Source organism: Aeromonas sobria (genome assembly GCF_006243315.1).
GTDB classification, from domain to species: domain Bacteria; phylum Pseudomonadota; class Gammaproteobacteria; order Enterobacterales; family Aeromonadaceae; genus Aeromonas; species Aeromonas sobria_A.
In genome coordinates this window covers 1-22,472 of the sequence record NZ_NKWE01000008.1, presented here as the reverse complement: position 1 = coordinate 22,472, position 22,472 = coordinate 1, and the positions used below count along the sequence as shown (strand labels likewise).

At 55.7% G+C, this 22,472-nt stretch carries 24 protein-coding genes, 1 other RNA gene and 1 pseudogene; 9 read left to right on the top strand and 17 right to left on the bottom strand.

The window, feature by feature from the left end; translation table 11 throughout:
* Positions 1-81: 81 nt before the first annotated feature.
* The 9 genes from lfhA to rsmI all read right to left on the bottom strand — a co-directional run bounded on the left by lfhA (position 82) and on the right by rsmI (position 7,951).
* A complete protein-coding gene (gene lfhA / locus CF137_RS02315) occupies positions 82-2,157 on the bottom strand; it encodes a lateral flagellar biosynthesis protein LfhA (RefSeq protein ID WP_139717612.1) in 2,076 nt (691 codons plus the stop codon).
* A 3-nt stretch (positions 2,158-2,160) separates the two neighbouring features.
* The gene (gene flhB / locus CF137_RS02310; protein WP_139717610.1) at positions 2,161-3,297 is read right to left on the bottom strand and encodes a flagellar biosynthesis protein FlhB; all 1,137 of its coding nucleotides are present in this window, start codon (positions 3,295-3,297) and stop codon (positions 2,161-2,163) included.
* The gene (gene lfiR, locus CF137_RS02305; protein ID WP_139717608.1) at positions 3,294-4,076 is read right to left on the bottom strand and encodes a lateral flagellar biosynthetic protein LfiR; all 783 of its coding nucleotides are present in this window, start codon (positions 4,074-4,076) and stop codon (positions 3,294-3,296) included. The genes flhB and lfiR overlap by 4 nt, the downstream gene beginning before the upstream one ends.
* Positions 4,073-4,342, bottom strand: a complete 270-nt coding sequence (fliQ, locus tag CF137_RS02300; protein WP_033138173.1) for a flagellar biosynthesis protein FliQ — start codon at positions 4,340-4,342, stop codon at positions 4,073-4,075. The genes lfiR and fliQ overlap by 4 nt, the downstream gene beginning before the upstream one ends.
* A 1-nt stretch (position 4,343) precedes the next feature.
* A complete protein-coding gene (gene fliP / locus CF137_RS02295) occupies positions 4,344-5,078 on the bottom strand; it encodes a flagellar type III secretion system pore protein FliP (protein WP_139690708.1) in 735 nt (244 codons plus the stop codon).
* Positions 5,078-5,455 (bottom strand): lateral flagellar motor switch protein LfiN, encoded by a 378-nt coding sequence (gene lfiN / locus CF137_RS02290; protein ID WP_042061503.1) that lies wholly within the window; start codon positions 5,453-5,455, stop codon positions 5,078-5,080. Before lfiN ends, fliP begins: the two co-directional genes overlap by 1 nt.
* An 8-nt stretch (positions 5,456-5,463) precedes the next feature.
* On the bottom strand, positions 5,464-6,336 hold the full coding sequence (lfiM, locus tag CF137_RS02285; RefSeq protein WP_193556552.1) for a lateral flagellar motor switch protein LfiM: 873 nt from the start codon (positions 6,334-6,336) through the stop codon (positions 5,464-5,466).
* A 228-nt stretch (positions 6,337-6,564) separates the two neighbouring features.
* An RNA gene (rnpB, locus tag CF137_RS02280) (RNase P RNA component class A) lies at positions 6,565-6,951 on the bottom strand.
* A 166-nt stretch (positions 6,952-7,117) separates the two neighbouring features.
* Positions 7,118-7,951, bottom strand: coding sequence for a 16S rRNA (cytidine(1402)-2'-O)-methyltransferase (gene rsmI / locus CF137_RS02275; protein WP_042019593.1), 834 nt, complete (start codon positions 7,949-7,951; stop codon positions 7,118-7,120).
* Positions 7,952-8,150: 199 nt separating this feature from the next.
* Between rsmI and CF137_RS02270 the strand changes: the two genes are divergently transcribed.
* From CF137_RS02270 to dolP, 4 genes are read left to right on the top strand one after another with little or no spacing between them, the layout of a single operon-like run.
* Entirely contained in the window at positions 8,151-9,938 is a 1,788-nt protein-coding gene (locus CF137_RS02270; protein ID WP_240038498.1) for a penicillin-binding protein activator, read from the top strand.
* On the top strand, positions 9,880-10,251 hold the full coding sequence (locus tag CF137_RS02265) for a YraN family protein (RefSeq protein WP_068978374.1): 372 nt from the start codon (positions 9,880-9,882) through the stop codon (positions 10,249-10,251). The genes CF137_RS02270 and CF137_RS02265 overlap by 59 nt, the downstream gene beginning before the upstream one ends.
* 9 nt (positions 10,252-10,260) lie before the next feature.
* The gene (locus CF137_RS02260) at positions 10,261-10,851 is read left to right on the top strand and encodes a D-sedoheptulose-7-phosphate isomerase (RefSeq protein ID WP_042019598.1); all 591 of its coding nucleotides are present in this window, start codon (positions 10,261-10,263) and stop codon (positions 10,849-10,851) included.
* A gap of 4 nt (positions 10,852-10,855) precedes the next feature.
* Positions 10,856-11,434, top strand: a complete 579-nt coding sequence (gene dolP / locus CF137_RS02255; RefSeq protein WP_042019599.1) for a division/outer membrane stress-associated lipid-binding lipoprotein — start codon at positions 10,856-10,858, stop codon at positions 11,432-11,434.
* 42 nt (positions 11,435-11,476) lie between these two features.
* Here dolP and CF137_RS02250 read toward each other — a convergent pair whose 3' ends face one another.
* From CF137_RS02250 to zapE, 8 genes are all read right to left on the bottom strand, one after another.
* Positions 11,477-11,902: a ClpXP protease specificity-enhancing factor gene (locus tag CF137_RS02250; RefSeq protein ID WP_042019602.1), complete on the bottom strand. Its 426-nt coding sequence runs from the start codon at positions 11,900-11,902 to the stop codon at positions 11,477-11,479.
* On the bottom strand, positions 11,899-12,528 hold the full coding sequence (sspA, locus tag CF137_RS02245; RefSeq protein WP_068978373.1) for a stringent starvation protein SspA: 630 nt from the start codon (positions 12,526-12,528) through the stop codon (positions 11,899-11,901). The genes CF137_RS02250 and sspA overlap by 4 nt, the downstream gene beginning before the upstream one ends.
* A gap of 87 nt (positions 12,529-12,615) precedes the next feature.
* Positions 12,616-13,350, bottom strand: a complete 735-nt coding sequence (locus CF137_RS02240) for a cytochrome c1 (protein ID WP_139717601.1) — start codon at positions 13,348-13,350, stop codon at positions 12,616-12,618.
* Positions 13,347-14,564 carry a cytochrome b gene (locus CF137_RS02235; protein ID WP_042019607.1) on the bottom strand — a complete coding sequence of 406 codons (1,218 nt, stop codon included), beginning with the start codon at positions 14,562-14,564 and terminating at the stop codon, positions 13,347-13,349. Before CF137_RS02235 ends, CF137_RS02240 begins: the two co-directional genes overlap by 4 nt.
* A 2-nt stretch (positions 14,565-14,566) precedes the next feature.
* Complete coding sequence (gene petA, locus CF137_RS02230) at positions 14,567-15,157, bottom strand: ubiquinol-cytochrome c reductase iron-sulfur subunit (RefSeq protein ID WP_101326135.1); 591 nt, start codon at positions 15,155-15,157, stop codon at positions 14,567-14,569.
* A gap of 295 nt (positions 15,158-15,452) precedes the next feature.
* The gene (rpsI, locus tag CF137_RS02225; protein WP_042019610.1) at positions 15,453-15,845 is read right to left on the bottom strand and encodes a 30S ribosomal protein S9; all 393 of its coding nucleotides are present in this window, start codon (positions 15,843-15,845) and stop codon (positions 15,453-15,455) included.
* A gap of 15 nt (positions 15,846-15,860) precedes the next feature.
* Entirely contained in the window at positions 15,861-16,289 is a 429-nt protein-coding gene (gene rplM, locus CF137_RS02220) for a 50S ribosomal protein L13 (RefSeq protein WP_042019612.1), read from the bottom strand.
* 266 nt (positions 16,290-16,555) lie between these two features.
* Positions 16,556-17,650 carry a cell division protein ZapE gene (gene zapE, locus CF137_RS02215; protein ID WP_139717599.1) on the bottom strand — a complete coding sequence of 365 codons (1,095 nt, stop codon included), beginning with the start codon at positions 17,648-17,650 and terminating at the stop codon, positions 16,556-16,558.
* Between the two features lie 140 nt (positions 17,651-17,790).
* Between zapE and CF137_RS02210 the strand changes: the two genes are divergently transcribed.
* The 5 genes and pseudogenes from CF137_RS02210 to CF137_RS02190 form a co-directional block, all read left to right on the top strand.
* On the top strand, positions 17,791-18,171 hold the full coding sequence (locus CF137_RS02210) for a Z-ring associated ZapG family protein (RefSeq protein WP_139717597.1): 381 nt from the start codon (positions 17,791-17,793) through the stop codon (positions 18,169-18,171).
* 81 nt (positions 18,172-18,252) lie between these two features.
* Positions 18,253-19,614, top strand: a complete 1,362-nt coding sequence (locus tag CF137_RS02205) for a Do family serine endopeptidase (RefSeq protein ID WP_101320274.1) — start codon at positions 18,253-18,255, stop codon at positions 19,612-19,614.
* A 109-nt stretch (positions 19,615-19,723) separates the two neighbouring features.
* The gene (gene degS / locus CF137_RS02200; RefSeq protein WP_101326141.1) at positions 19,724-20,857 is read left to right on the top strand and encodes an outer membrane-stress sensor serine endopeptidase DegS; all 1,134 of its coding nucleotides are present in this window, start codon (positions 19,724-19,726) and stop codon (positions 20,855-20,857) included.
* Between the two features lie 392 nt (positions 20,858-21,249).
* Positions 21,250-21,555, top strand: a pseudogene (locus tag CF137_RS02195) (hypothetical protein); the annotation flags it as partial.
* Between the two features lie 688 nt (positions 21,556-22,243).
* Positions 22,244-22,472, top strand: a 229-nt coding sequence (locus tag CF137_RS02190) for a transposase (RefSeq protein WP_139717595.1), incomplete at its 3' end; no start/stop codon positions are given.

The following is a 22,472-nucleotide window of genomic DNA, read 5'->3' as shown; positions in this document are numbered from 1 at the left end:
GCCACATCATATAGTATTCATACGGCAATTCAAGCAGGGGCGGAAAAAACACTTCCCTTCAGGATATTTATCCAGCAGTAATTAACCAAGTGTACCAATTACCTCCACCCGTAGCTCTTCAGGTATTTCATTGTAAGAAAGCACTTTGAGTCCCTTTGAAAATGATCGGGCATAACGGGCCATCAGCGGTCTCAGTTGCGGCATGACAACCAACACAGGGGAATGTCCCAACTGCTGCAACTGCTCCTTCACCAACGGCATATTCTGCTGCAATTGAGCCAGTAGTTGCGGATCGACAGGGAAGCTGTCCAGCTGGATCTTGCCCTGCTGCTGTGACTGATTCATCGCGGCCAGCAAGGTCTGCTCAAGCCGATCATCCAGCGTAAACGTGGCCAGCACATCGCGATTGCCAATGGCCTGTCGCACAATCTGGCGCTTCAAGGCGCAGCGCACATCGGATGCCAACAAGACAGGGTCTTTGGTCAGCTCGCTCGCATCCAGCAGCGTCGTGGCAACGGTTCGTATATCGGTCAGACTGACCTGTTCCTTTAGCAATTGACGAAAAACTCGCAATTGCTGCATCTGGGTCAGCGCCAGATTAAGCTCTTCAGCCAACCGAGGGGACTGACTGGCCAAATATTGGCCCAGCTTGCCCACTTCATCATGACCAAACAGCGCATCCAGTTGTTCACGCAACAGCTTGCTGGCGTGAGTGGCAATCACGGTGGCCGAATCCACCACCGAGTAACCAAGATTAAGGGCCTTGGCCTTTTGCTCCGGGGAAATCCAGACCGCACTCATACCGTAGGCCGGGTCCTGGGTCAGCTCGCCATCGAGCGCACCATAGGTCTCACCACTGCTGATCGCCATCAAGCGCTGACAATCTACATTTCCCATCGCCAACGCGACACCGGACAACTTGATCCGGTACTGATCCGGTTGCAACTGCAGATTGTCGCGCACCCGGATCTCGGGGAGCAGAAAACCGTACTGCTCGGAGAGGGTTTTGCGGATCCCGCGCACCCGGGCAAGCAATTCAGCCCCTTTATCAGTTTCAGCCAATGGCACCAGACGATAACCAAGCTCGATGGCGACCGTATCGACCGGCGGCAAGTCCTGCCACTCCAACGCCTGCTGTTCAGGCTGAATCATTTGACGAGTCAGCTCTTGCGCAGCATCGAGATCCGGCACATTGACGGCGCGCTTGCTGACACTCCAGCCAGTCCAAGCCAGCACCGCAGCAAAACTGAGGAATGCGAACATGGGCATGCCAGGTACCAGACCCAATATCAGCATGATAATTGCCGAGGTATAGATAACCCGGGGGGAAGCAAGAATCTGTTGGCCAACCTGATCAGCCATCTCCCCTTCATCGCTGACCCGGGTCACGATAATGGCAGCAGCAGTCGACATTAGCAGGGATGGGATCTGGGCAACCAGACCATCACCAATAGTCAGCAGCGCATAACGCTGGAAAGCCTCTGCGACGGGCAAGGCATGCTGGAAGATACCAATGGCCAATCCACCCACCAGGTTGATGATCAGCACCAACATGCCAGCTATTGCATCACCACGAACGAACTTGGAGGCACCATCCATCGCGCCGTAGAAGTCTGCCTCTCGTGCGATCTCCTCACGACGGGCTCTTGCCTGATGTTGATCCATGGTGCCGGCATTCAGATCGGCATCAATGGCCATCTGTTTACCGGGCATGGCATCCAGAGTGAAACGGGCGGATACTTCCGAAATCCGCTCACCACCCTTGGTGATCACCACAAAGTTGATGATCATAAGAATTACGAAGACCACCAGACCGACGACATAGTTGCCACCGATCACCACTTCACCGAATGCCTGAATGACCTTACCGGCCGCTTCATGCCCTTCGTGACCATGTAACAACACTACTCGGGTCGAGGCCACGTTCAGCGACAAGCGCATCAAGGTGGCAACCAGCAACACGGTAGGGAATACGGAAAAATCGAGCGGTCTGCGGGCCGAGACCGATACCAGCAACACCAGCACTGCCAGCACAATGTTGAAGGTAAAGAGCGCATCCAGCAGCCAACCGGGCAGAGGCAGGATCATCATGGCCAGAATGGCCAATAACATCAGCGGAATTGCGGTATAGGATTGGGTTAATACACGCCAGTTCACAACTTACCTCTCAGGTTGACGTAACTCGGGCGGTACATATAACGGAGCAAGAGGGGTCGGTTTCCTCCCCTTGCCTGCCTCATACGCCCTTAACTGCAATACATGGTTCAATACATAGGCAACAGCCGTGTACAGCCCTGTGGGAACTTCCTGATCGACCTTGGTCGAGTGATAGATGGCTCGCGTCAACTCGGGCAAGCTCATCACCATCTTGTCATGCTGCTTGGCAACCTGACGGATCCGCTCAGCCATGCTGTCGACCCCTTTAGCAATCACGAAAGGGGCATTGGCACGCGCGGCGTCATATTTTATGGCCACCGCATAATGGGTAGGGTTAACAATGATCACATCAGCCTGTGGCACCCGCTGTTCAATACGAGCGCGGGCCAGCATACCTTGCACCTGACGGATTCGTGCTTTTATCTCGGGACGACCCTCGCTGTTTTTATGCTCATCCTTGACCTCCTGCTTGGTCATCTTAAGCTGCTTGTTGAGCGACCAACGTTGATAGGGCACATCCAGCACAGCAATCAACATCTGCACGCACCCCAGCAGGATAAATGCCTGGGAGAGGGTCCGTAGCGCCTGTTCGAGGGCAGCCTGCGGGGGCATCCGGTTCATCATTAGCAAAGTTGGCCAGTGATGCTCTAATAACAACGCTAGCGTGCCGCCGATAAGCACCACTTTCAGCAATGATTTCAACAATTCCATCAGGCTGTTTTTGGAGAACATGCGCCCCAACCCCTTCAAAGGGTTCATCTTCTCGCCACTGGGCAGCAGTTTTTTCCAGGTCAGTACCATGCCGCCCGGCACTATGCTGAGCAACACCAGCATCAGGGCCAGAAAACCAAACAGGGGCAGCAGCACCCACAGCATATTTATCAGGGCTTCACCCAGCCAATGGATCATCATCTGTGGGTCACGGGCACCTTGCCAGTCAAAACGCTGCGGGCGCTTCATCAACTCGGCAAAAAACTGGCCAAAAGCGGGCACCATCCACTGCATCACCAACCCGCCAAGCAGTAGCAAACCGGCAGAACTGAGCTCTTTTGAGCGGGCAATCTGCCCCTCATCTCTCGCTTTCTGGCGTTTCTGACTGGAGGCCTCTTCGGTTTTGTCCTGTGCGCTGTTCTGGCTCATGCCGGGGTCAAGGCTCGCAGTTGTTCAAGCACATGGGTCACCAAATCCAGATAACGGGAGGGCACGCCGCTGATCGAGAGCCCCATGGTGAGTAACCCGAGCAACAGGGTCATGGGAAAACCGAGGGAGAAAATATTGAGCGAAGGGGCGGTCCGGTTCATCACCCCAAAGGTAAGGTTAACCATCAGCATGGCGACAACGGCAGGCAACGTCAGCAACAGGGCGGCACCGATAGACCAGCCAAACAACCCGATTACGCCCTTCATATCGATCAGATCCAGAGATGAACCTGGCGGCCAGCTACGCAGGCTCTGCACCAGAATGTCGAGCACCACCAGATGGCCATTAAGCCCCAGGAAGAGCAAGGCACAGAACACCATCATGACCTGACTGATGATGGGGGCAGAATCCCCATTAACCGGATCATTCATCACCGCCATCGCGAGACCCATCTGCATGGAGAGGATCTGCCCCGCAGTGGTCATCACCATATAGAGCAGCTGGACACACAGACCAAACAGCAAACCAAACAGCAGTTGCTCCACCGTCAGGACCAGTGCGCCAGCACTAAAAGGATCGACAACCGGCATATCCTTCATCATTGGGGCAAGCAGCAGGCTGATAATAAACGCCAGCATCAGGCGGACTTGCGCAGGCACCCGGCTATCCCCAAAAACCGGCATCACCCAGAACGCCATACCGATCCGGATAAACGGCCACCACCACTGTCCCAGCCATGCAGTCAGGTCAGCAGCACTGAGGGACAACAGCGAATTCATCCAATAAGCCCGGGGATTTTGAGAAAAAGATCCTGGAACAAGGTGGTGATCTGCGACAACAGCCAGTTACCCGTAAAGATAAGGGTCATCAGGGTCACGATAAAACGGGGAAGAAAACTGAGCGTCTGCTCCTGGATCTGGGTAGCCGCCTGAAAAATACTGACAACCAATCCCACGATAAGGCCCGGTACAATCAACACCGAGACCATGGTCACCACCAGATTGACCGCACCACCAACCAGGGCAACGCTCTGCTCAGGGGTCATATCAGCCTCCCCCACCAAAGCTGGCGGCCAACGTGCCGACGGTCATCGACCAGCCATCGACCAGCACAAACACCATCAGTTTGAAGGGTAACGAGATGATCAGCGGAGAGAGCATCATCATCCCCATCGCCATCAAGACGCTGGCGACCACCAAATCGATCACCAGAAAGGGGATAAACAGCATAAAGCCAATCTGAAATGCGGTATTCAACTCACTCAATACAAACGCGGGCAACAGCACCCCGAAAGGCACATCCTCCTTGGCGACCGTTGTTGGTTCGCCAGAGATGCGCAGCATCTGCTCCAGATCCGGTTCACGGGTCTGGGCCAGCATAAATTTGCGCAGGGGTTTTTCTGCCTTGGCGATCCCCTCTGACAGGGTTATTTCATTCTGGTCATAAGGCACAAATGCATTCTGATACATGTCCGTCCAGACCGGACGCATAATCACCACAGTCAGGATCAGACTGATGCCGATCAGCACCCGGTTAGGGGGACTCTGCTGCAAGCCAAGTGCCTGTCTCAATATGGCCAGTACTATGATGATCCGGGTAAAACTGGTCATCATCAGTAACAAGGTCGGGAGCAGACCCAGCAGGGTCATGAAGAAGAGGATCTGCAACTTGATGTTGTAATCCTCGCCCCCTGAAGCGCTTGGCGATACCGAGAACAGGGTCATGTCCGCGCCCCAGCCGGGCAGCGAAAATAACAGCAGCGTCAGCAGCAGATAGCGCATCAGTCGTCCATGCCACCCAGCAGGTTGGTATCGATGACATCGACCAGGCGCAGACCATATTTGCCATTCACTACGACAACTTCGCCCTTGGCAAGCAGACGGCCATTCACCCGCACATCCAGCGGTTCACCCGCCAGCTTGTCCAGCTCAATGACAGCCCCCTCCTCGACGCGCATCAAATCGCCGAGAGGAACTTCGGTGCTGGCTACTTCCAGCGTCACCTTGACTGGGATCTGGCGAAAGAAGGAGAGATCCCGCTGTTTGCTGCTACTGGTTGGCGCCATGTAGTCTGCAGCACTGGGCATGCTGATGTCGTCGCCAAACAGTTGATCCAGTCCATCCAGATCCAGTGGATCATTCATATTGTGCTCGCTCATGATTCGATTTACTCCTCTACAACCGTCGCAACCTGATAGACCAGGCTGCCTTTGTGTTCTGCGATTCGTCCACTAAAGCAGGGACGGCTGCCAATCAGTGCTGGCACCACTTCAGACAAGTCCAGTGACAGCACATCACCCACCTTGAGACACTCAAGATCCGCCAGCGTCATGGACAACTGACCCATCACCACCCGCAGACGTACCGGGACATGAGTCAGAGCCTGTTCCAGCTGACCCTCCGGCAATGAATGACTGACCAGAGAAATGGACTCCTCAGGAGGAAGCAGCCACATCTGCCAGTGATGCGTGCAATTACCTGCCTGTAGGGTTGCCTGCGTGGTCCAGAGCTGGCGGTGGGCGATAGAATCCCGCGGTACGACATGCAACTGCCACTTCAAATCACCCAAACCAAGACAAGCACACCAGATATCAACCTGATACTGGCAAAGCCGCAATAACAGCCGCTGCTCGGTATCTGTCAGCCCTTTGCCAGACTGAACGGGTTCCTTTTTTTGCTGCAAGGTACCGCCAAAAAAGAGTACTGCAAGGCGATAGATAACCAGAGGCGCGATCGAGAAATAGACGGCACGCTGTGGTTCAAGCGGACTTCTCGCCTCTACCCAGATATGAGCGTCGGGAGTCTCTGCCGGACCGGCAAAGGTGAACTCGCCATAATTCAGTTCGCACTCTGCGCTGTTGAACAGCTGGGCCATACAACTCGCAGCCTGCAGGGAAAATGTGCTCAATTGGCCATTGACCTGTTTCAAGCGGGCGTGGTTAACCCGCTCTACACCCAACAGATCATAATGAGGCAGGGTTCTGCCCCGTTCTGCGCTAAGCAGCCGGGAAGGTGTGAGCATTGGGCTGCTTGATGACATTAATAATCCACCTTAACCATTTCATCTCGCCTTACTGCCACAGGGACGCTCATCAGCGCCAGCAGTGTGATAGATACAGACAGTCCAGCCGACGTATATCGACCAAAAAGGGTGAGAACTTTATTACAAATTCCAGAAAGCCGCCATGCGGTGCATCTCGGCGTGAATAATAAAAATCCCGGTGCCGTTAGGCACCGGGATTTTAGCGTGATGGTTCACGCGGAATGAGGTCGGAGTTGGCCTGTAAGCCGGGTTCTGTACCGGGTTGCCCCGGGTAGCAATCATTCCTCTAGGCCAGCAATCACTCACTGGCTCAAGCAACCTACCCGCCCCCAACGCGGGCCGCGCCAATAGGGGCCTATTTGGTCTTGCTTCGGGTGGAGTTTACCGTGCCACGAACTGTTACCAGTCGCGCGGTGCGCTCTTACCGCACCCTTTCACCCTTACCTGATCCCTTGCGGGCCATCGGCGGTTTGCTCTCTGTTGCACTGGTCGTGGGCTCACGCCCCCCAGGCGTTACCTGGCACCCTGCCCTATGAAGCCCGGACTTTCCTCCCCTCCGCCCGTCTGTCCCGAGGGACACAACGACGAAGCAGCGATTGCCCAGCCAACTCCGAGGCGCGGATTATAGCCTTGCGATGTGGCGGGGTAAACCGGCAATTCCTGTTTACAGCGATTTATCGTGCTTCTAGCGCACTTCGGCCCCGACCCAGGGGCCTACGCTTGCTGGCACGCTGGCTTGCACCGGTTAGAAAGCAGCCAGCAGGCCCGTTCACACGACTTAATAGTGCTCAAGGCCGTATTTGTAGAGGGCATTCTTCTTCACACCGTGGATCTCGGCGGTCAGGGCGGCGGCTTTTTTCAGCGGTAATTCAGTGACCAGTAGCCCTAACGTGCGGATCGCCTCGGCAGGGAGGTCCTCTTCATGCTTATTGGCTCCAGCCACCACCAACACGATCTCGCCGCGACAACGGTTATCATCCTCACCGAGCCAGGTCAGCATCTCGGAGGCGGGTAAGCCATGGATCGACTCAAAGGTTTTGGTCAGTTCGCGGCACACCACCACCTGACGCTCACCAAGAATGCGAGCAATCGCTTCAACGGTATCCTGCACCCGACGTGGCGATTCGTAGAACACCAGCGAGCGGGTATCTTCGATAACAGCCTGCAGCCGATCGTCACGGCCTTTGCTCTTGGCGGGCAGAAAGCCTTCGAAGGCAAAACGATCGGTAGGCAGGCCAGCGGCACTCAAGGCGGTAATGGCGGCGCAAGGGCCGGGCAGCGGCACCACCTTGACCCCCGCCTCGCGACAGCGGGTGACCAAGTGATAACCGGGATCGCTGATGAGCGGAGTGCCGGCATCGGAGACCAGCGCAACACTCTTGCCCTCTTTGATCCGGCCGATCAGCACATCGGCCTTCTGCTGCTCGTTGTGATCGTGCAAGGCGAAGGTGGGCACCGAGATTTGGTAGTGACTGAGCAGGATACCGGTATGCCGGGTATCTTCGGCGGCCACCAGATCAACACTGCGTAAAATGTTCAATGCACGCTGGGTGATATCCGCCAAATTGCCGATCGGAGTGGGGACTATATACAGGGTTGGGATGTCACTCATGGGATCTCCGAGTGTCCCGACAATTGTGTCGCCATATTGGCCCGTTTACACTATGGCTAACTTCAACACTGGTCGGGGAATGAACTTGAACCGGGTTACAAAGCAGCTAAGTGTATCACGACTCTTCGGCATCATACTCGCGGCAGTACTGCTCGCCGCCTGTGCGTCGGAGCCCAATCAACCATCAGGGCAGTCAGGCATGCCCTCTGCGTTCTCCAATCTGACCAAGAATGCCCAGTGGTATCTTGAGCAGGTGGACCCGGCCAAGCCGGCCGAAGCCTTTACCTGGCAGATGCTGGCGGCACGCAGTTATCTGGCGCTGGGCCAGGCCAAACCGGCCTCGGCACTGTTCCAGCAATTGCAGAAGCAGGCCAAGGAGCCCGCCCAGAAGGCGCAGCTGCAACTGCTGCAAGCCCATCTGCTGCTGGCGCAGGGCCATGCCAATCAGGCGTTGATCCTGCTGGAAGGCAAACCCGAGGTAGTGCTGGATGCCGATACCCAGAAGGATTGGTATCGCCAGCGCGTGGTGCTGCAGCTCGACATCAACAACAAGTTTGGCGCAGCCAAATCGTTGATTGCACTGGAGCCCTACCTCAATCAGAGCGAACAGGCGACCAACCATCAGCAGATCTGGTCGTTGCTGAAAAGCATGACCCCCTCCACCCTGCAAGCGCTGGAAGAAGCCCAGGCACCTGACGTGACCACTGGCTGGCTGCGACTGGCGGCACTGGTCAATGAGTTTGGCGCCCAGCCAAACCTGCTGGCCCGTCAACTGGCAGGCTGGAAGCGTGACTTCCCCAACCACCCGGCCCAGAAAGATATGCCGGCAGGATTGGGCGATCTGGCTACCACTGCCAGTACCTCGGTGCAGCAGATTGCAGTGCTGCTGCCGCTCTCCGGTAACCTGGAACCGCAAGGATCCGCTATTCGCAACGGCATGCTGATGTCTTACAAGGAGAATCAGGGGCAATTCACCCTGAACTTCTACGACACCCAGAGCAAGGCGATCGGCGATCTCTACAAACAGGCGATCCAGGAGGGGGCAGACATGATTATCGGCCCGCTGCTCAAAGATCGGGTCGAGGCGCTGCTGCAGGCCAATCCGACCGTGCCTGTGCTGGCACTCAACGAGCTGGACAAGCCGATCGTCAACGACACCACTTACTACTTCTCCCTCTCAGCCGCTGCCGATGCGGCGCAGGCCGCCCAGTACCTCTACGCGCAAGGCTACCGCAAGCCATTGCTGATTGCCGCCCAGGGGCGGATCGGCTATAGCAGCATCAAGGCTTTCGAGCAGAGCTGGGCGACCCTGAGCCAGGATAAACCGGTTGTTGCCACCTTTGGCGCCCGCAATGAAGTACAGGGAATGGTCAAGAACGCCCTGAGCGGTCGCTCGACTGCCCGTGCCGGTGAGGTGGTTCAGCTTTCCGACACCGCGCCCCGCAGCATAGATGCCGTTTACATGGTGGCCAACAGCCTGGAAACCCGAATGATCAAGCCCTATGTGGATATCTCGGTCAATCCGATGGGTAGCCTGCCTATCTACAGCAGCTCCCGTGGCTACGACAGTGCTGCCACCGAAGTCGCATCCGAGCTGAATGGCATGCGGATCGGTGACATGCCGCTACTGCTTGGCGGTTATGAAACCCAGCGCGAACAGATTGCTCTACTGTGGCCACAGATCCAGGGTGACCTGCTGCGGCTGTTTGCCATGGGTTACGATGCCGTGAGTCTGGCAGAAAACCTGCAACAGATGCGCAAGGTCGGTGGCATGCAACAGGCGGGCATGAGCGGCCAACTGAGCGTGGATACCCAAGGCAATATCGTGCGGATGCTGAGCTGGGCCACTTACCAGAACGGCAAGCTGGTCGATGAGAACGCTGTTCAGCAACTGGAGGAGCCATCCAGTGGAGGAGCTATGGAAACGGATGCGCCAGCAATTGCAGAGCCTGTTCCCCTCAGCGACACCCAAGGGACAGCACTTTGAGCTAGTGGCTGAACGCTGGTTGCAAGCACGTGGCCTGCAACCGGTAGTTCGCAACTATCGCTGTCGTGGCGGTGAGATCGACCTCATCATGCACCAGGGCCAGACCCTGGTGTTTGTTGAGGTGCGCTACCGGGCCAACAGCAGCCATGGCGGAGCCGCCAGCTCGGTCACCCGCGCAAAGCAGCGCAAGATCGTGCTGGCAGCGCGCCACTATTTAAAGCAACATGCCATCAACGAGGCTCATCAGGCCTGCCGATTCGATGTGATCGCGTTCGAGGGTGACCAGCCAGACTGGATCCAGAACGCATTTTAAGAGGACCCTATGACTGACCGCATTAAAGAAAACTACACCGAAAGCATCCAGACCAAGATAGCTGCCGCCGAGGCGCTGCCGGATGCCATCCATACGGCAGCCCAGATGATCACCATCTGCCTGCTCAATGGCCACAAGGTGCTGGCATGCGGTAACGGTCCTTCTGCCGCACTGGCGCAGCTGTTTATCTCGGAGCTGGTCAACTGCTACGAAACCCAGCGCCCTTCCCTGCCCGGCATGGCGCTGACCGCCGATATGGCCACCATCAGTGCCATCGCCACCGATCACGGTTTTGAAGAGGTCTATGCCAAGCAGATCCGCGCACTGGGCCAACCGGGCGATATTCTGGTAGTGATCACCACCTCCGGCCACAGCCGCAGTCTGATCAAGGCCGCTGAAGCCGCCCTCTCCCGCGACATGACCATAGTCGTGCTAAGCGGTGGTGACGGTGGCGAGATGGCCGGCCTGCTGGGGCCCAACGATGTGGAGATCCGCGTCCCTTCCGCCCGTCGGCCTCGCATTCTGGAAGTGAACCTGTTGACCCTGCACTGTCTCTGTGATCTCATCGACCAGACACTTTTCCCGCAACAGGAAGATTGAACCAATGAACAAGCAGATCCTCATCCTTGGCATCGTCGCTGGCTCGTTGCTGCTGCAAGGCTGCGCCGCCGTGGTAGTCGGCGGTGCCGCGGGGACCGCCAAGGTTTCCGGCGATCGTCGCACCATGAGTGCCCAGTGGGATGACCAGACCATAGAGTTGAAAGCCGCCAACCAGCTGGCCGACAACAAGCCCATGAGCGCAACTAGCAAGATCAGCGTCTACAGCAACAATGGCCGTGTCCTGCTGGTTGGCCAGACACCTTCTGACGTTTACAAGCTGGAAGCAGGCAAAATTGTCGGTCGTATCGAAGGGGTACGGCATGTCTACAACGAGCTGCGGCTCGGACAACCGGCCAGCCTGACCACCCGTAGCAATGACTCCTGGATCACCTCCAAGGTAAAAGCCGACATGTTCGGTACCAAGAATTTTGACAGCGCCAAGGTCAAAGTCGTTACTGAAAACAGTGAAGTATTCCTGATTGGCCTGGTGACCCGGCAGGAAGGGGAGCAAGCGGTAGAGATTGCCCGCCACGTTGATGGCGTGAAACGCGTCATCAAGGCATTCGAGTTCGCCCAGAACTGAGCCAAACCGGCATAAAAAAACGCAGCCCATCGGCTGCGTTTTTTATTTGATCACTGTCAGGGTCGGACGACCGCTTGGACGCGGCGGTTCGGGCTCTGGCTCCACCGGAGCCTCGGCCTGCTCCAGCCAAATATCATAACCAGGTTCGGGCGGGAACATGGTGCCCACGCCGTTCTCCCGGGCATGAATGGCCAACACAGCCGCCATCGGGATATAGACCTGCTGGGATACTCCGCCAAAACGGGCGCTGAAGCTGATGGCATCATTGTCCATGTGAAATTGCATCACGGCACGAGGCGCGATATTCAGCACAATCTGCCCATCCTGGGCAAACTGCATCGGTACCATCACATGGGGCAGGTTGACGTTGACCACCAGATGGGGGGTCAGGTCATTGTCCAGCAACCAGTCAAAGAACGCCCGCAATAGATAGGGGCGGCTCGGGGTCATTGTTGGCTCGCTACTCATACGCCAGAACGGATCTCGCGTTCAGCTTCGGTCAGGGATGCCTGGAAGGATTCACGTTCGAACAAACGAACCATGTAAGCCTTCAGCTCTTTGGCACCACGACCGGTGAGGTCAATACCCAGACTCGGCAAACGCCACAACAGCGGCGCCATGTAGCAATCAACCAGACCGAACTCTTCGCTCATGAAATAAGGCATTTCGCCAAAGATCGGGGCGATGGCCAGCAGATTATCACGCAGTTCGTTGCGTGCAGCGTCTGCATCAGTTCCGGCCATGACCTTGTCAGCCAGGGAGTACCAGTCCAGCTCGATGCGATGCATCATCAGACGGCTATTACCACGGGCAACCGGGTAAACCGGCATCAGGGGCGGATGCGGGAAGCGTTCGTCCAGATACTCCATGATGATGCGTGAGGTATAAAGAGCAAGCTCACGATCCACCAGGGTCGGTACAGTGTTGTACGGGTTCAGCTCGGCCAGCTCATCCGGCAGGTTAGCTGGGTCAACCTGGCAGATATCCACGCTAACACCCTTCTCCGCCAGGACAATACGCACCTGATGGCTGAACATATCGTTGGCACCGGAAAACAGCGTCATTACCGAACGCTTATTGGCAGCTACAGCCATTGAACCCTCCCGTCATTAAAAAGCAGAAACGGCAATGAAGCATCTTGGTCTTCATTGCCGTGCATTATATTACCCACTTCTGGTCGCTTAGTGAACGTCGCGCCAGAATTCCTTCTTCAACAGCACAGTGAAGATGAAGAAGATTACGATGAAGCCAAGTACCCAGAAGCCCATGCGTTCACGCTCCTGTTGTACCGGTTCAGCCGAGTAGACCAAGAAGTTTACCAGATCCAGCACCGTCTTATCATACTCTTCATCATTCATTTCGCCATTACCGTCAGATTTGATACTGACAACCTGCTGGCTTTCCACCCCATCGACCGTGTGGGTCACGAACTCTGCCCGCGGAGTACCCTGCAGCGGCTCCAGCACATGGGGCATCCCTACGGACGGGAAAACTGCGTTGTTCACCCCGAACGGACGGGTAGGATCCACGTAAAACGAACGCAGATAGGTATAGATCCAGTCTGCACCACGCACCCGGGCAACCAGAGTCAGATCGGGAGGCGGTGCACCGAACCACTTGGCAGCATCCTTCTCTGGCATGGATATCTTCATTAATTCGCCGATTTTGGCACCGGTGAAAACAAGATTTTCCCTCATCACCTCTTCAGGAATACCCAGATCCTCTGCAACCCGGTTGTAGCGCTGATACTGCGTCGAGTGGCAACCAGCACAGTAGTTCATGAAGGTTGTCACACCACGCTGCAAGGAGGCCTTATCACTCAAGTCGTACTCAGCCTTGTCCAGATGCACTGCCCCTGTATTGGCAAACACCAGTGACGGCAGCAGGGTCAGCACTGCAAATATGATTCTTTTCATTTGAATGTAACCCTCTCCGGCAACGGCTTGGTGCTTTCGTTCTTGCTATAGAAGAACAGCAGGACAAAGAACCCGAAATAACCCAAGGTACAAATTTGGGCAATCAGCGTCAGCGTCGGCGTCGACGGCAGCACCCCGAGGATCCCCAGAATCACGAAGCAAACCACAAACTGGGCGATGTTCAGCTTGTGCAGCTTGCTGCGATAACGCACCGAACGCACCTTGCAGCGATCCAGCCAAGGCAGCAGAAACAGCACCACAATGGAAAGTCCCATCATGACGACACCCAGCAATTTGTCCGGTACCGCCCGCAAAATGGCGTAGAACGGCGTGAAGTACCACACTGGTGCAATGTGTGCCGGGGTCTTCAGCCCATTGGCCACTTCAAAGTTAGGCTTCTCGAGGAAGTAGCCCCACATATCCGGCTTGAAGAAGATAACGGCGCAGAACAAGAACAGGAAACCTGCCACGCCAATCATGTCCTTCACAGTGAAGTAAGGGTGGAATGCCACCGCATCCAACGGCCAGCCTTTCTCATCCTTATGCTTCTTGATGTCGATGCCATCCGGGTTGTTGGAACCCACCTCATGCAGCGCCAGAATATGCATGGCAACCAGCATCACCAACACCAGCGGCAACGCGATGACGTGCAGCGCAAAGAAGCGGTTCAGGGTCGCACCAGAAATGACATAGTCACCACGGATCCACAGGGTCAGATCGTCACCGATGACCGGAATGGCACCAAACAGCGAGATGATAACCTGGGCGCCCCAGAAGGACATTTGCCCCCAGGGCAGCAGATAGCCCATGAAGGCTTCCGCCATCAGCACCAGGAAGATCAGCATGCCGAAGATCCACAGCAGTTCACGGGGCTTCTGATATGAGCCATAAATCATGCCGCGAAACATGTGCATGTAAACCACAACAAAGAAGGCAGAGGCACCGGTGGAGTGCATGTAACGCAACAGCCAACCGTACTCCACATCCCGCATGATGTACTCAACCGAAGCAAATGCGCCCTCGGCGGAAGGGTTGTAGTTCATGGTCAGCCAGATGCCGGTGATGATCTGGTTGACCAGCACCAACATCGCCAGGGAGCCAAAAAAGTACCAGAAGTTCAGGTTTTTCGGTGCTGGGTACTTTGCCATGTGGTCGTTGTACATGGCAGTGAGCGGGAAACGGTAGTCGATCCAGCCCATCAGTTTACTCAACATGGTCAGGCCTCCTTGCCATCGGCACCGACCAAAATGGTGGTGTCGCTAAGATATTGGTACGGTGGAATGACCAGGTTCAATGGTGCAGGCACCCCCTGGAACACACGACCAGCCATGTCGAACTTGGAGCCGTGGCACGGGCAGAAAAAGCCGGATGTGACTCCCTTTACCTGCTCGCCAAAGTTATCCGGCAAATACGAGGGTGAACACCCCAGATGGGTGCAAATACCCACAGCGACAAAAATTTCGGGCTTGATGGATCGGTAGCCGTTATGGGCATAGTCAGGTTGCTGTGGCTCTTCAGATGAAGGATCCCGCAATTGGCCATCGTGGGTCGCCAGCGCATCCAGTGTCTGCTTGGTACGCTTCACCACCCAAACCGGCTTGCCTCGCCACTCGACACGGATGAGCTGGCCCGGTTCCAACTTGCTGATATCGACTTCAACCGGTGCACCGGCTGCTTTGGCCTTGGCACTCGGATTCCATGATTTAATAAACGGCACTGCGGTAAACGCAGCTCCCACCCCGCCAACGGCAACCGTTGACCAGGTAAGAAATCTGCGGCGACCGGTATCAACTGGCGCATTGCTCATCCAAAAACTCTCCCATGTGGACTCCGCACATTCTTATAGTGTCCCTGTTCCCCATTTTTCCTGTGACAACAGCGGCGGAAGCTGGATTTACAATCGCCACAGAAAACAGGGTAAATTTTAAAGAAAATATAACAAGTTGACAAGAAAGAGAGGTGGGCAATGAAAACAATAAAGAAACAAATTTTTGTCTTTTGTGACGCGTGGTTAGCATTGATGTCGGTAATTTTACCAATAAAAAAAGCCTGGCAATTGCCAGGCTTTTTTGACACTCGAAAGAGCGAGTACCAGCAGCGAATTAACGCTTGGAGTACTGCGGACGCTTACGAGCTTTGTGCAGACCAACTTTCTTACGCTCAACCTTACGGGCATCACGAGTAACAAAGCCAGCTTTACGCAGTTCGGCACGCAGGGTTTCGTCGTACTGCATCAGAGCACGAGTAATACCGTGGCGGATCGCACCAGCTTGACCAGAGATGCCACCACCGTTAACGGTGATGTACAGATCCAGTTTCTCGGTCATCTCAACCAGTTCCAGCGGCTGACGAACTACCATGCGGGCAGTCGGACGGCCAAAGTATTGCTCCAGGGAGCGCTGGTTGATGATGATTTTACCGCTACCCGCTTTGATAAATACGCGAGCAGTGGAGCTTTTGCGACGGCCGGTACCGTAGTATTGATTTTCTGCCATGTTGCCAGTTCCCGATTAGATATCCAGTACTTGAGGTTGCTGAGCAGCATGAGCATGCTCGGCGCCTGCGTAAACTTTCAGTTTACGGAACATGGCACGGCCCAGAGGACCCTTCGGCAGCATACCTTTGATAGCAGCTTCGATTACCATTTCCGGCTTACGCTTGATCAGCTTGTCGAAGCTGATTGACTTGATACCACCCGGGAAACCGGAGTGAGAATGGTAGATTTTATCGGTAAATTTCTTACCGGTTACATGTACCTTCTCAGCGTTTACAACGATGATGTAATCACCGGTGTCAACGTGCGGAGTATATTCAGCTTTGTGCTTACCACGCAGACGAGAAGCGATCTCGGTTGCGATACGACCCAGAGTTTTACCCTCTGCGTCCACAATGTACCAGTCACGTTTTACGGTTTCTGGCTTGGCAACGAAAGTTTTCATTAAGTTAAACCCAATTACCTGTTACAGACCCAATTGCTTATGGGGGCTCTCCCACAAACAACAAACGATGGCCTACCTGTACCCCTTCGAATACAAGTAAAGCTTAAAGTGTCGCTGTCTTATCGACAGCTGTAACGTGGGCCGGGCGATTATAAGTGAAGTTGCCTTAAATATCACCTGCTAATTTCACTGCCATGACACTAGCAAATCTCGCCCAGCCCTACCTGCCGCAGATGCCCATCCGACTGGCAGGCGCGGTATTGTGACTAAGGAAGGTGCTCTCTGGCAAGGTATTCGTGCGATTGCATTTCCTGAAGCCGCGAAAGACAGCGTTTGAATTCGAAATTCAGCAGCCCTTCGCCGTAGAGTTCTGTCATGGGAACCGCCGCCGACATGATGAGTTTAACGTGCCGTTCGTAGAACTCGTCGACCATAGCAATAAAGCGGCGGGCCGCGTCATCCGTGCCATTTCCCATTGGCTGCACATTGGCCAGCAGGACAGTATGAAACAGTCTGGCCAGTTCGATATAGTCGTTCTGGGAACGGGGAGTACAACAAAGTTGCTCGAACTCCATGTAGATCACCCCTTCCCCCATCCCCAGTGATGTCAACTGACGATGATTGATCTCCACGCTCCCCTCGCGGGCCTCGTTTCCACCGGTTAATTGCTGAAAATAGTGGTCAAGATTGCTTTTCGCCCGCACATCCAGCGGACAGTGATAAATCTCCGCTTGCTCCAGCGTGCGCAGGCGATAATCGACGCCACCATCCACGTTAAGTATTTCGCAATGGCGCTCGATAAGCGCGATAGCCGGCAGAAAACGGGCTCGCTGCAGCCCGTTGCGATAGAGATCCTGCGGCGGAATATTTGAGGTGGCAACCAGCACCACACCGTGGCCAAACAACTCCTGAAAAAGGGTACCCAGCAACATGGCATCGGTGATGTCGGAGACGAAAAATTCGTCGAAACAGATGATGTCTGTCTCGCTGGCAAGCTTGCTGGCGACCAGTTTGAGCGGATCAGGTTGGCCGCTCAACCCCTGCAGTTCATCATGGATGCGATGCATGAAACGGTGGAAATGGCTGCGCATCTTGCGCGTCCCCGGCAGGCTGTCGAAAAAAGTATCCATCAGCCAGGTCTTGCCTCTGCCCACGCCACCCCACATATAGATACCAAGGACAGGCTCCGGTGGCGTGGGCTTTTGCAACCAGCCAAACAGCCCCCGGGATCTGGTCGGAGTCGGGCTGCGCTGCAAATCCTGATACAGTCGCTCCAGCCTGCTGATCGCCATCCCCTGCGCGGGGTCGGCCACAAAGCCGGGGCGCAGCAGATCCTGCTGGTATTTTTCCTGCGGTGTCATCCCTGAACGCCTCTCCAAGTCCCTGAATAGAGGACAAAATGGTATCACGGCCTCAGGACGCGCGGTATAGTGCCATCAAGGCATGGCGGTTTTGCCAACCGCATAAACCCATACTGTTTTAGCTGTAACTAGGAGCATCTATGAGTCTGTTAACTGGGATCCTGCTGGCTGTCGCGGCCTTGATTATCGGTATCATCCTCGGTCGTTTTTCAGTGCGTAGCCGGGATGCCGGTCGCCTGGAGATGGAGCTGAAAAAGGCCCACAAGGAGCTCGAAAGTTACCAAGGCCAAATCAACACCCACTTCGCCGATAGCGCCGCGCTGATGGAACAACTTGCCGAGCAATATCAGAGCCTATATCGCCACATGGCAGAGCAGAGCAAATTCCTGGCCAAAGCACAGGAACCGCTATTTCGTGAGTCACTGGTAGAAGAAACTCCAGCAAAAGCAGTCGACGAGCCGAGTATTCCGCCTCGTGACTATGCGGGCGCCTCTTCCGGGCTGCTCAAACAACCAAACTAGTTCCTCGAGGAACTAATCGGCTACTCCCGTGGTCTGACCTTGACGATTGCAACGCAACTTTTTCTGGGAGCTGTTTTTCATATGCGTAAACCTCTTTCCTTGCTCAGTGTGCTAGCCCTCAGTGTCGGTATCGCCATGTCTGCGGCTCCTGCACAGGCTGCTCTGCCTTCCCTGTTAGGTTCAAATCAGGAGATGCCAAGCTTGGCGCCTGTTCTCGAACAGGTCACACCGGCTGTGGTCAATATCTCGGTCTCTGGCAAAAAAATTACCCGCCAACGCCTGCCAGAACAGTTCAAATTCTTCTTCGGCCCCAACATGCCCGATGAGCAGGTGAGCGAGCAGCCGTTCCAGGCGCTGGGCTCAGGTGTCATCGTCGATGCCAAGAAAGGTTATGTGATCACTAACGCCCACGTGGTTCACGAGGCGGACGAGATCAAGGTCAACCTGAAGGATGGTCGTGAATATGCGGCCAAGAAGATCGGTGAAGACAAGCAGTCCGATATCGCCCTGCTGCAAATCAAGGCCGAGGATCTGGTGCAGATCAAGTTTGCCGATTCAGACGAACTGCGGGTCGGTGACTATGCCCTGGCGATCGGCAATCCCTTTGGTCTGGGTCAGACCGTGACCTCGGGGATCGTCAGCGCACTGGGCCGTAGCGGCCTCAACATCGAAAATCTGGAGAACTTCATCCAGACCGATGCGGCCATCAACTCCGGCAACTCGGGCGGAGCCCTGCTCAACCTGCGTGGTGAGCTGATCGGCATCAACACCGCGATTCTGGGCCCGAACGGCGGCAACATCGGCATCGGCTTTGCCATCCCCTCCAACATGGTGCGGGATCTGACCGAGCAGATCGTCAAGTTCGGCGAAGTACGGCGTGGCCAGCTGGGCATTACCGGCACCGAGCTCACCTCCGACATCGCCAAAACCTTCGGCTACAACAAGAAGGATGGCGCATTCGTCAATCAGGTCATGCCCGGATCATCGGCAGATAAAGCCGGGATCAAGGCGGGTGACATCATCATCAGCATCGATGGTAAAGCGGTTCGCTCCTTCGGGGAGCTGCGCGCCAAGATCGCCACCATGGGCGCTGGCAAGCAAGTCGAGCTGGGCCTGATCCGCGACGGCAAGGCACAGAGTGTCAAGGTGACCCTGAAACAGGCAGATGACACTGAAGTGCGCGCCAGCGCGCTCCACCCGGCACTGGAAGGGGCCAAGCTCAGCACCACCACTGACCCGGTCTCCGGCGTTGCGGTGACAGACATTGATCCCCGCTCACCTGCCGCCGCCTCCGGCTTGCAGAAAGGCGATATCATCATCGGAGTGAACCGCTTGCGCATCAATGCTCTGGGCGATCTGACCAAGGCGCTGAAGAACAAGCCCGACGTGCTGGCGCTGAACATCCAGCGTGGCGACTCCTCGCTCTATCTGGTGATCCGCTAGCACTCTGGTTGTTCGCCAACTCCTCCATCACCCGCGGCCTTCACCGCGGGTGATTTTTATCCATCGATAGTGTTATTCTCTGCCCGCTGCCTGTCCGGATGAGAATCAAATGAAAATCCCCCCTTTAGTCAGTTACTTGGGCAAGTCGATCGGTTTTGGTTTGACCGTCGCTGCGCTGCTGTTGCTGCTGTTTCCCCATTTTCGCGGTGGTGCCCAACTGCCCGGCATCATCACCAATGCCCGTGAATTAAGCTTCTCTTACGCCGCCCATCGGGCAGGTCCAGCCGTCGTTAACATCTACACTCGCAGCTTTGCCCCCAATCAGGGCAATCAGGGAGAGCTGCGCCCACAGGGGCTGGGGTCCGGCGTCATCATGAACCAGCGCGGCTATGTGCTGACCAACTACCACGTCATTGCCGATGCCGATCAGGTCATAGTGGCACTGCAAGATGGCCGGGTGTTCAGCGCCGAACTGGTCGGCACCGATCAGCTCACCGATCTCGCGGTGCTCTATATCGAATCAGATGACCTGCCGGTGATCCCGCAAGACCCGGAACGGCTGCCAGAAGTGGGGGATGTGGTGCTCGCCATCGGTAATCCTTATAACGTCGGCCAGACCATTACCCAGGGTATCATCAGCGCCACCGGCCGTACCGGCCTCTCCAGCATGGGCCCAGACAGCAATGGCCGTCAGGATCTGCTGCAGACCGATGCGGCCATCAACGAAGGGAACTCAGGTGGTGCCTTGGTCAACGGCCGTGGCGATCTGGTGGGCATCAACACCGCCACCTATCACCTCAACGGTAATCAGGAGAGCTACGGCATCAGCTTCGCTATTCCCTACCGACTGGCGAAACGGATCATGGATGAGCTGATCGCCAACGGCCGGGTGATCCGCGGCTACCTCGGGGTCTCCAGCGTCGAGATCAACCCAATCGTCGCGCGGATGATGAACCTCGGCGACCTGCGCGGTCTGGTGGTTGAGAGTCTGGATCCCAACGGCCCAGCGGCCAAAGGTGGTCTGCAGCGAGGGGATGTGCTGCTCAAGATCGATGGAGAAGCCATCAACGGCGTGCGCAGTGCCATGGACAAGATTGTCGAAAGTCGCCCCGGTACCAAACTGACTATCTCGGTATTCCGCTCCGGCAAGCCACTGGAGGTCGTGGTCACCATAGAAGAAGACCTGCGCTATCAGCAAAAACTACAAAATAAAACAGCCCCGAGTGGGGCGACCGCCAGCTGATATTACCGCTCCACTCACCCTCACCAGGGCGGGCTACCGCCCTTGGTCATGTACCGCCCCCTCATCCCGCACAACACCGCACAACACCGCACAACACCGCACATCGTGCATCCATCATTACTCGGCAGCACCATTGCTTTTACGAGCGATGGATCAACCATTTGATATGGTCGTTGACCGACTTGGAGCTAATAAACGATCAGCAGGCTGAACAACTGCTGCCGCCGTTGCTGGAGCAATTGAGCCCATTTCACGTTGTGACGGGGTCAGACCGCAGCGTTCAGGCCCATATCACGGATGTCGTACAAGTTGGCCAGATAACGAGGTTGCCTGCCCAAGAATCAGGAACAAGCTGCAGATTTTGACCAGCGCCTGAACCAGACAGACGCACTGTGCGTGGCGGCCTGGGTAACATGAGCCACACCGCTGCCGGTGATCTGGTGGAGGTGATCGGGCAACTGCGGCGCAGTGTAGCCGGTGAGCTCCAGCACTTCGAGGCGCCCCGTTCGTGGATGGGTAGCGAGGGGGTGAACATCTTCGGGCTGCTGCTCCAGCTGATGAACGTGGTGGAACAGCTGGCCGCCACTGCCGCCAGTCACAACCACGGCTGGCCAGCCCCAACCAATGCCGAGACCTTCAACGGCCAGAGCAAGCAGGCAGGCCAACTGGCCGAAACCCTATCACCAATCATCGAATAGCCCACCGAGCAGCCAAGCAAAGAAGGCCCCGCACTTGCGGGGCCTTCTTCTATCTGCCTGACAGCGCCTGAGCATGGCCAGGGAAGGGCGCCGCATGTTAGGGGCGCCATCAGACAGGCGCACATCATACGTGAAGCACAGGGCCGCTCACAGCCGCCAGCGCGTGGCGGAGAAGCCCACGGCGGCGTCTGCGTCACGGAATCCGCGCTCTTCCGCTCCCGCCTGCGCGGCTCATCAAATAAATGTTTTGCAAAAGTGGATTACCGCAAAACCATATGCCCAGGCCGCGCCAGATAAAGGATCTAGGGCGCGTTGAGGATCTGCAGAGAAGGATCTTTTTTTCACTGTTTTGCAGTTATCGCCACCGGATTTCAGCGGGCGAGAATATGTAAGCTGTTGATTTTTCTGGGGTGTGTGCGTTTTCTGTGGGGATTTGGACGATCTCGGGGGATCTCGTTGTGCGCGGTCTTATTCACTAAATCTCTTTTGTTTCAGTTGGTTAGGTTCATATTGAGGGATTGTGGAAACTGAAATTTTGAAATGGCACCGAGCAGGGAGGGCGCTGTGGCGAGTGCGCCACGGAAAAGAGGTTTTTTATTGTTTGTGTCCGGTCACGCTAGGGGCTGTCGTCTTGAACTGATTAAATCCAGTACAATGCCAGCCCTGTTAACGTAAAAATCATCGCCTCATGTCAACACCCGCTCACCGCCGCCACGATATTTCAGACCGCGTATGGTCCTTAATTGCACCTCATCTACTGGGACAAAAAGGTCATTGGGGACGCGTGGCTCGCGATAACCGATTGTTTATCAATGCTGTTTTCTGGATTTTGCGCACAGGCGCTCCCTGGCGAGACTTGCCATCTGCTTACGGGGACTGGAAAAACACACATCGTCGCTTTTGTCGTTGGCGCGACA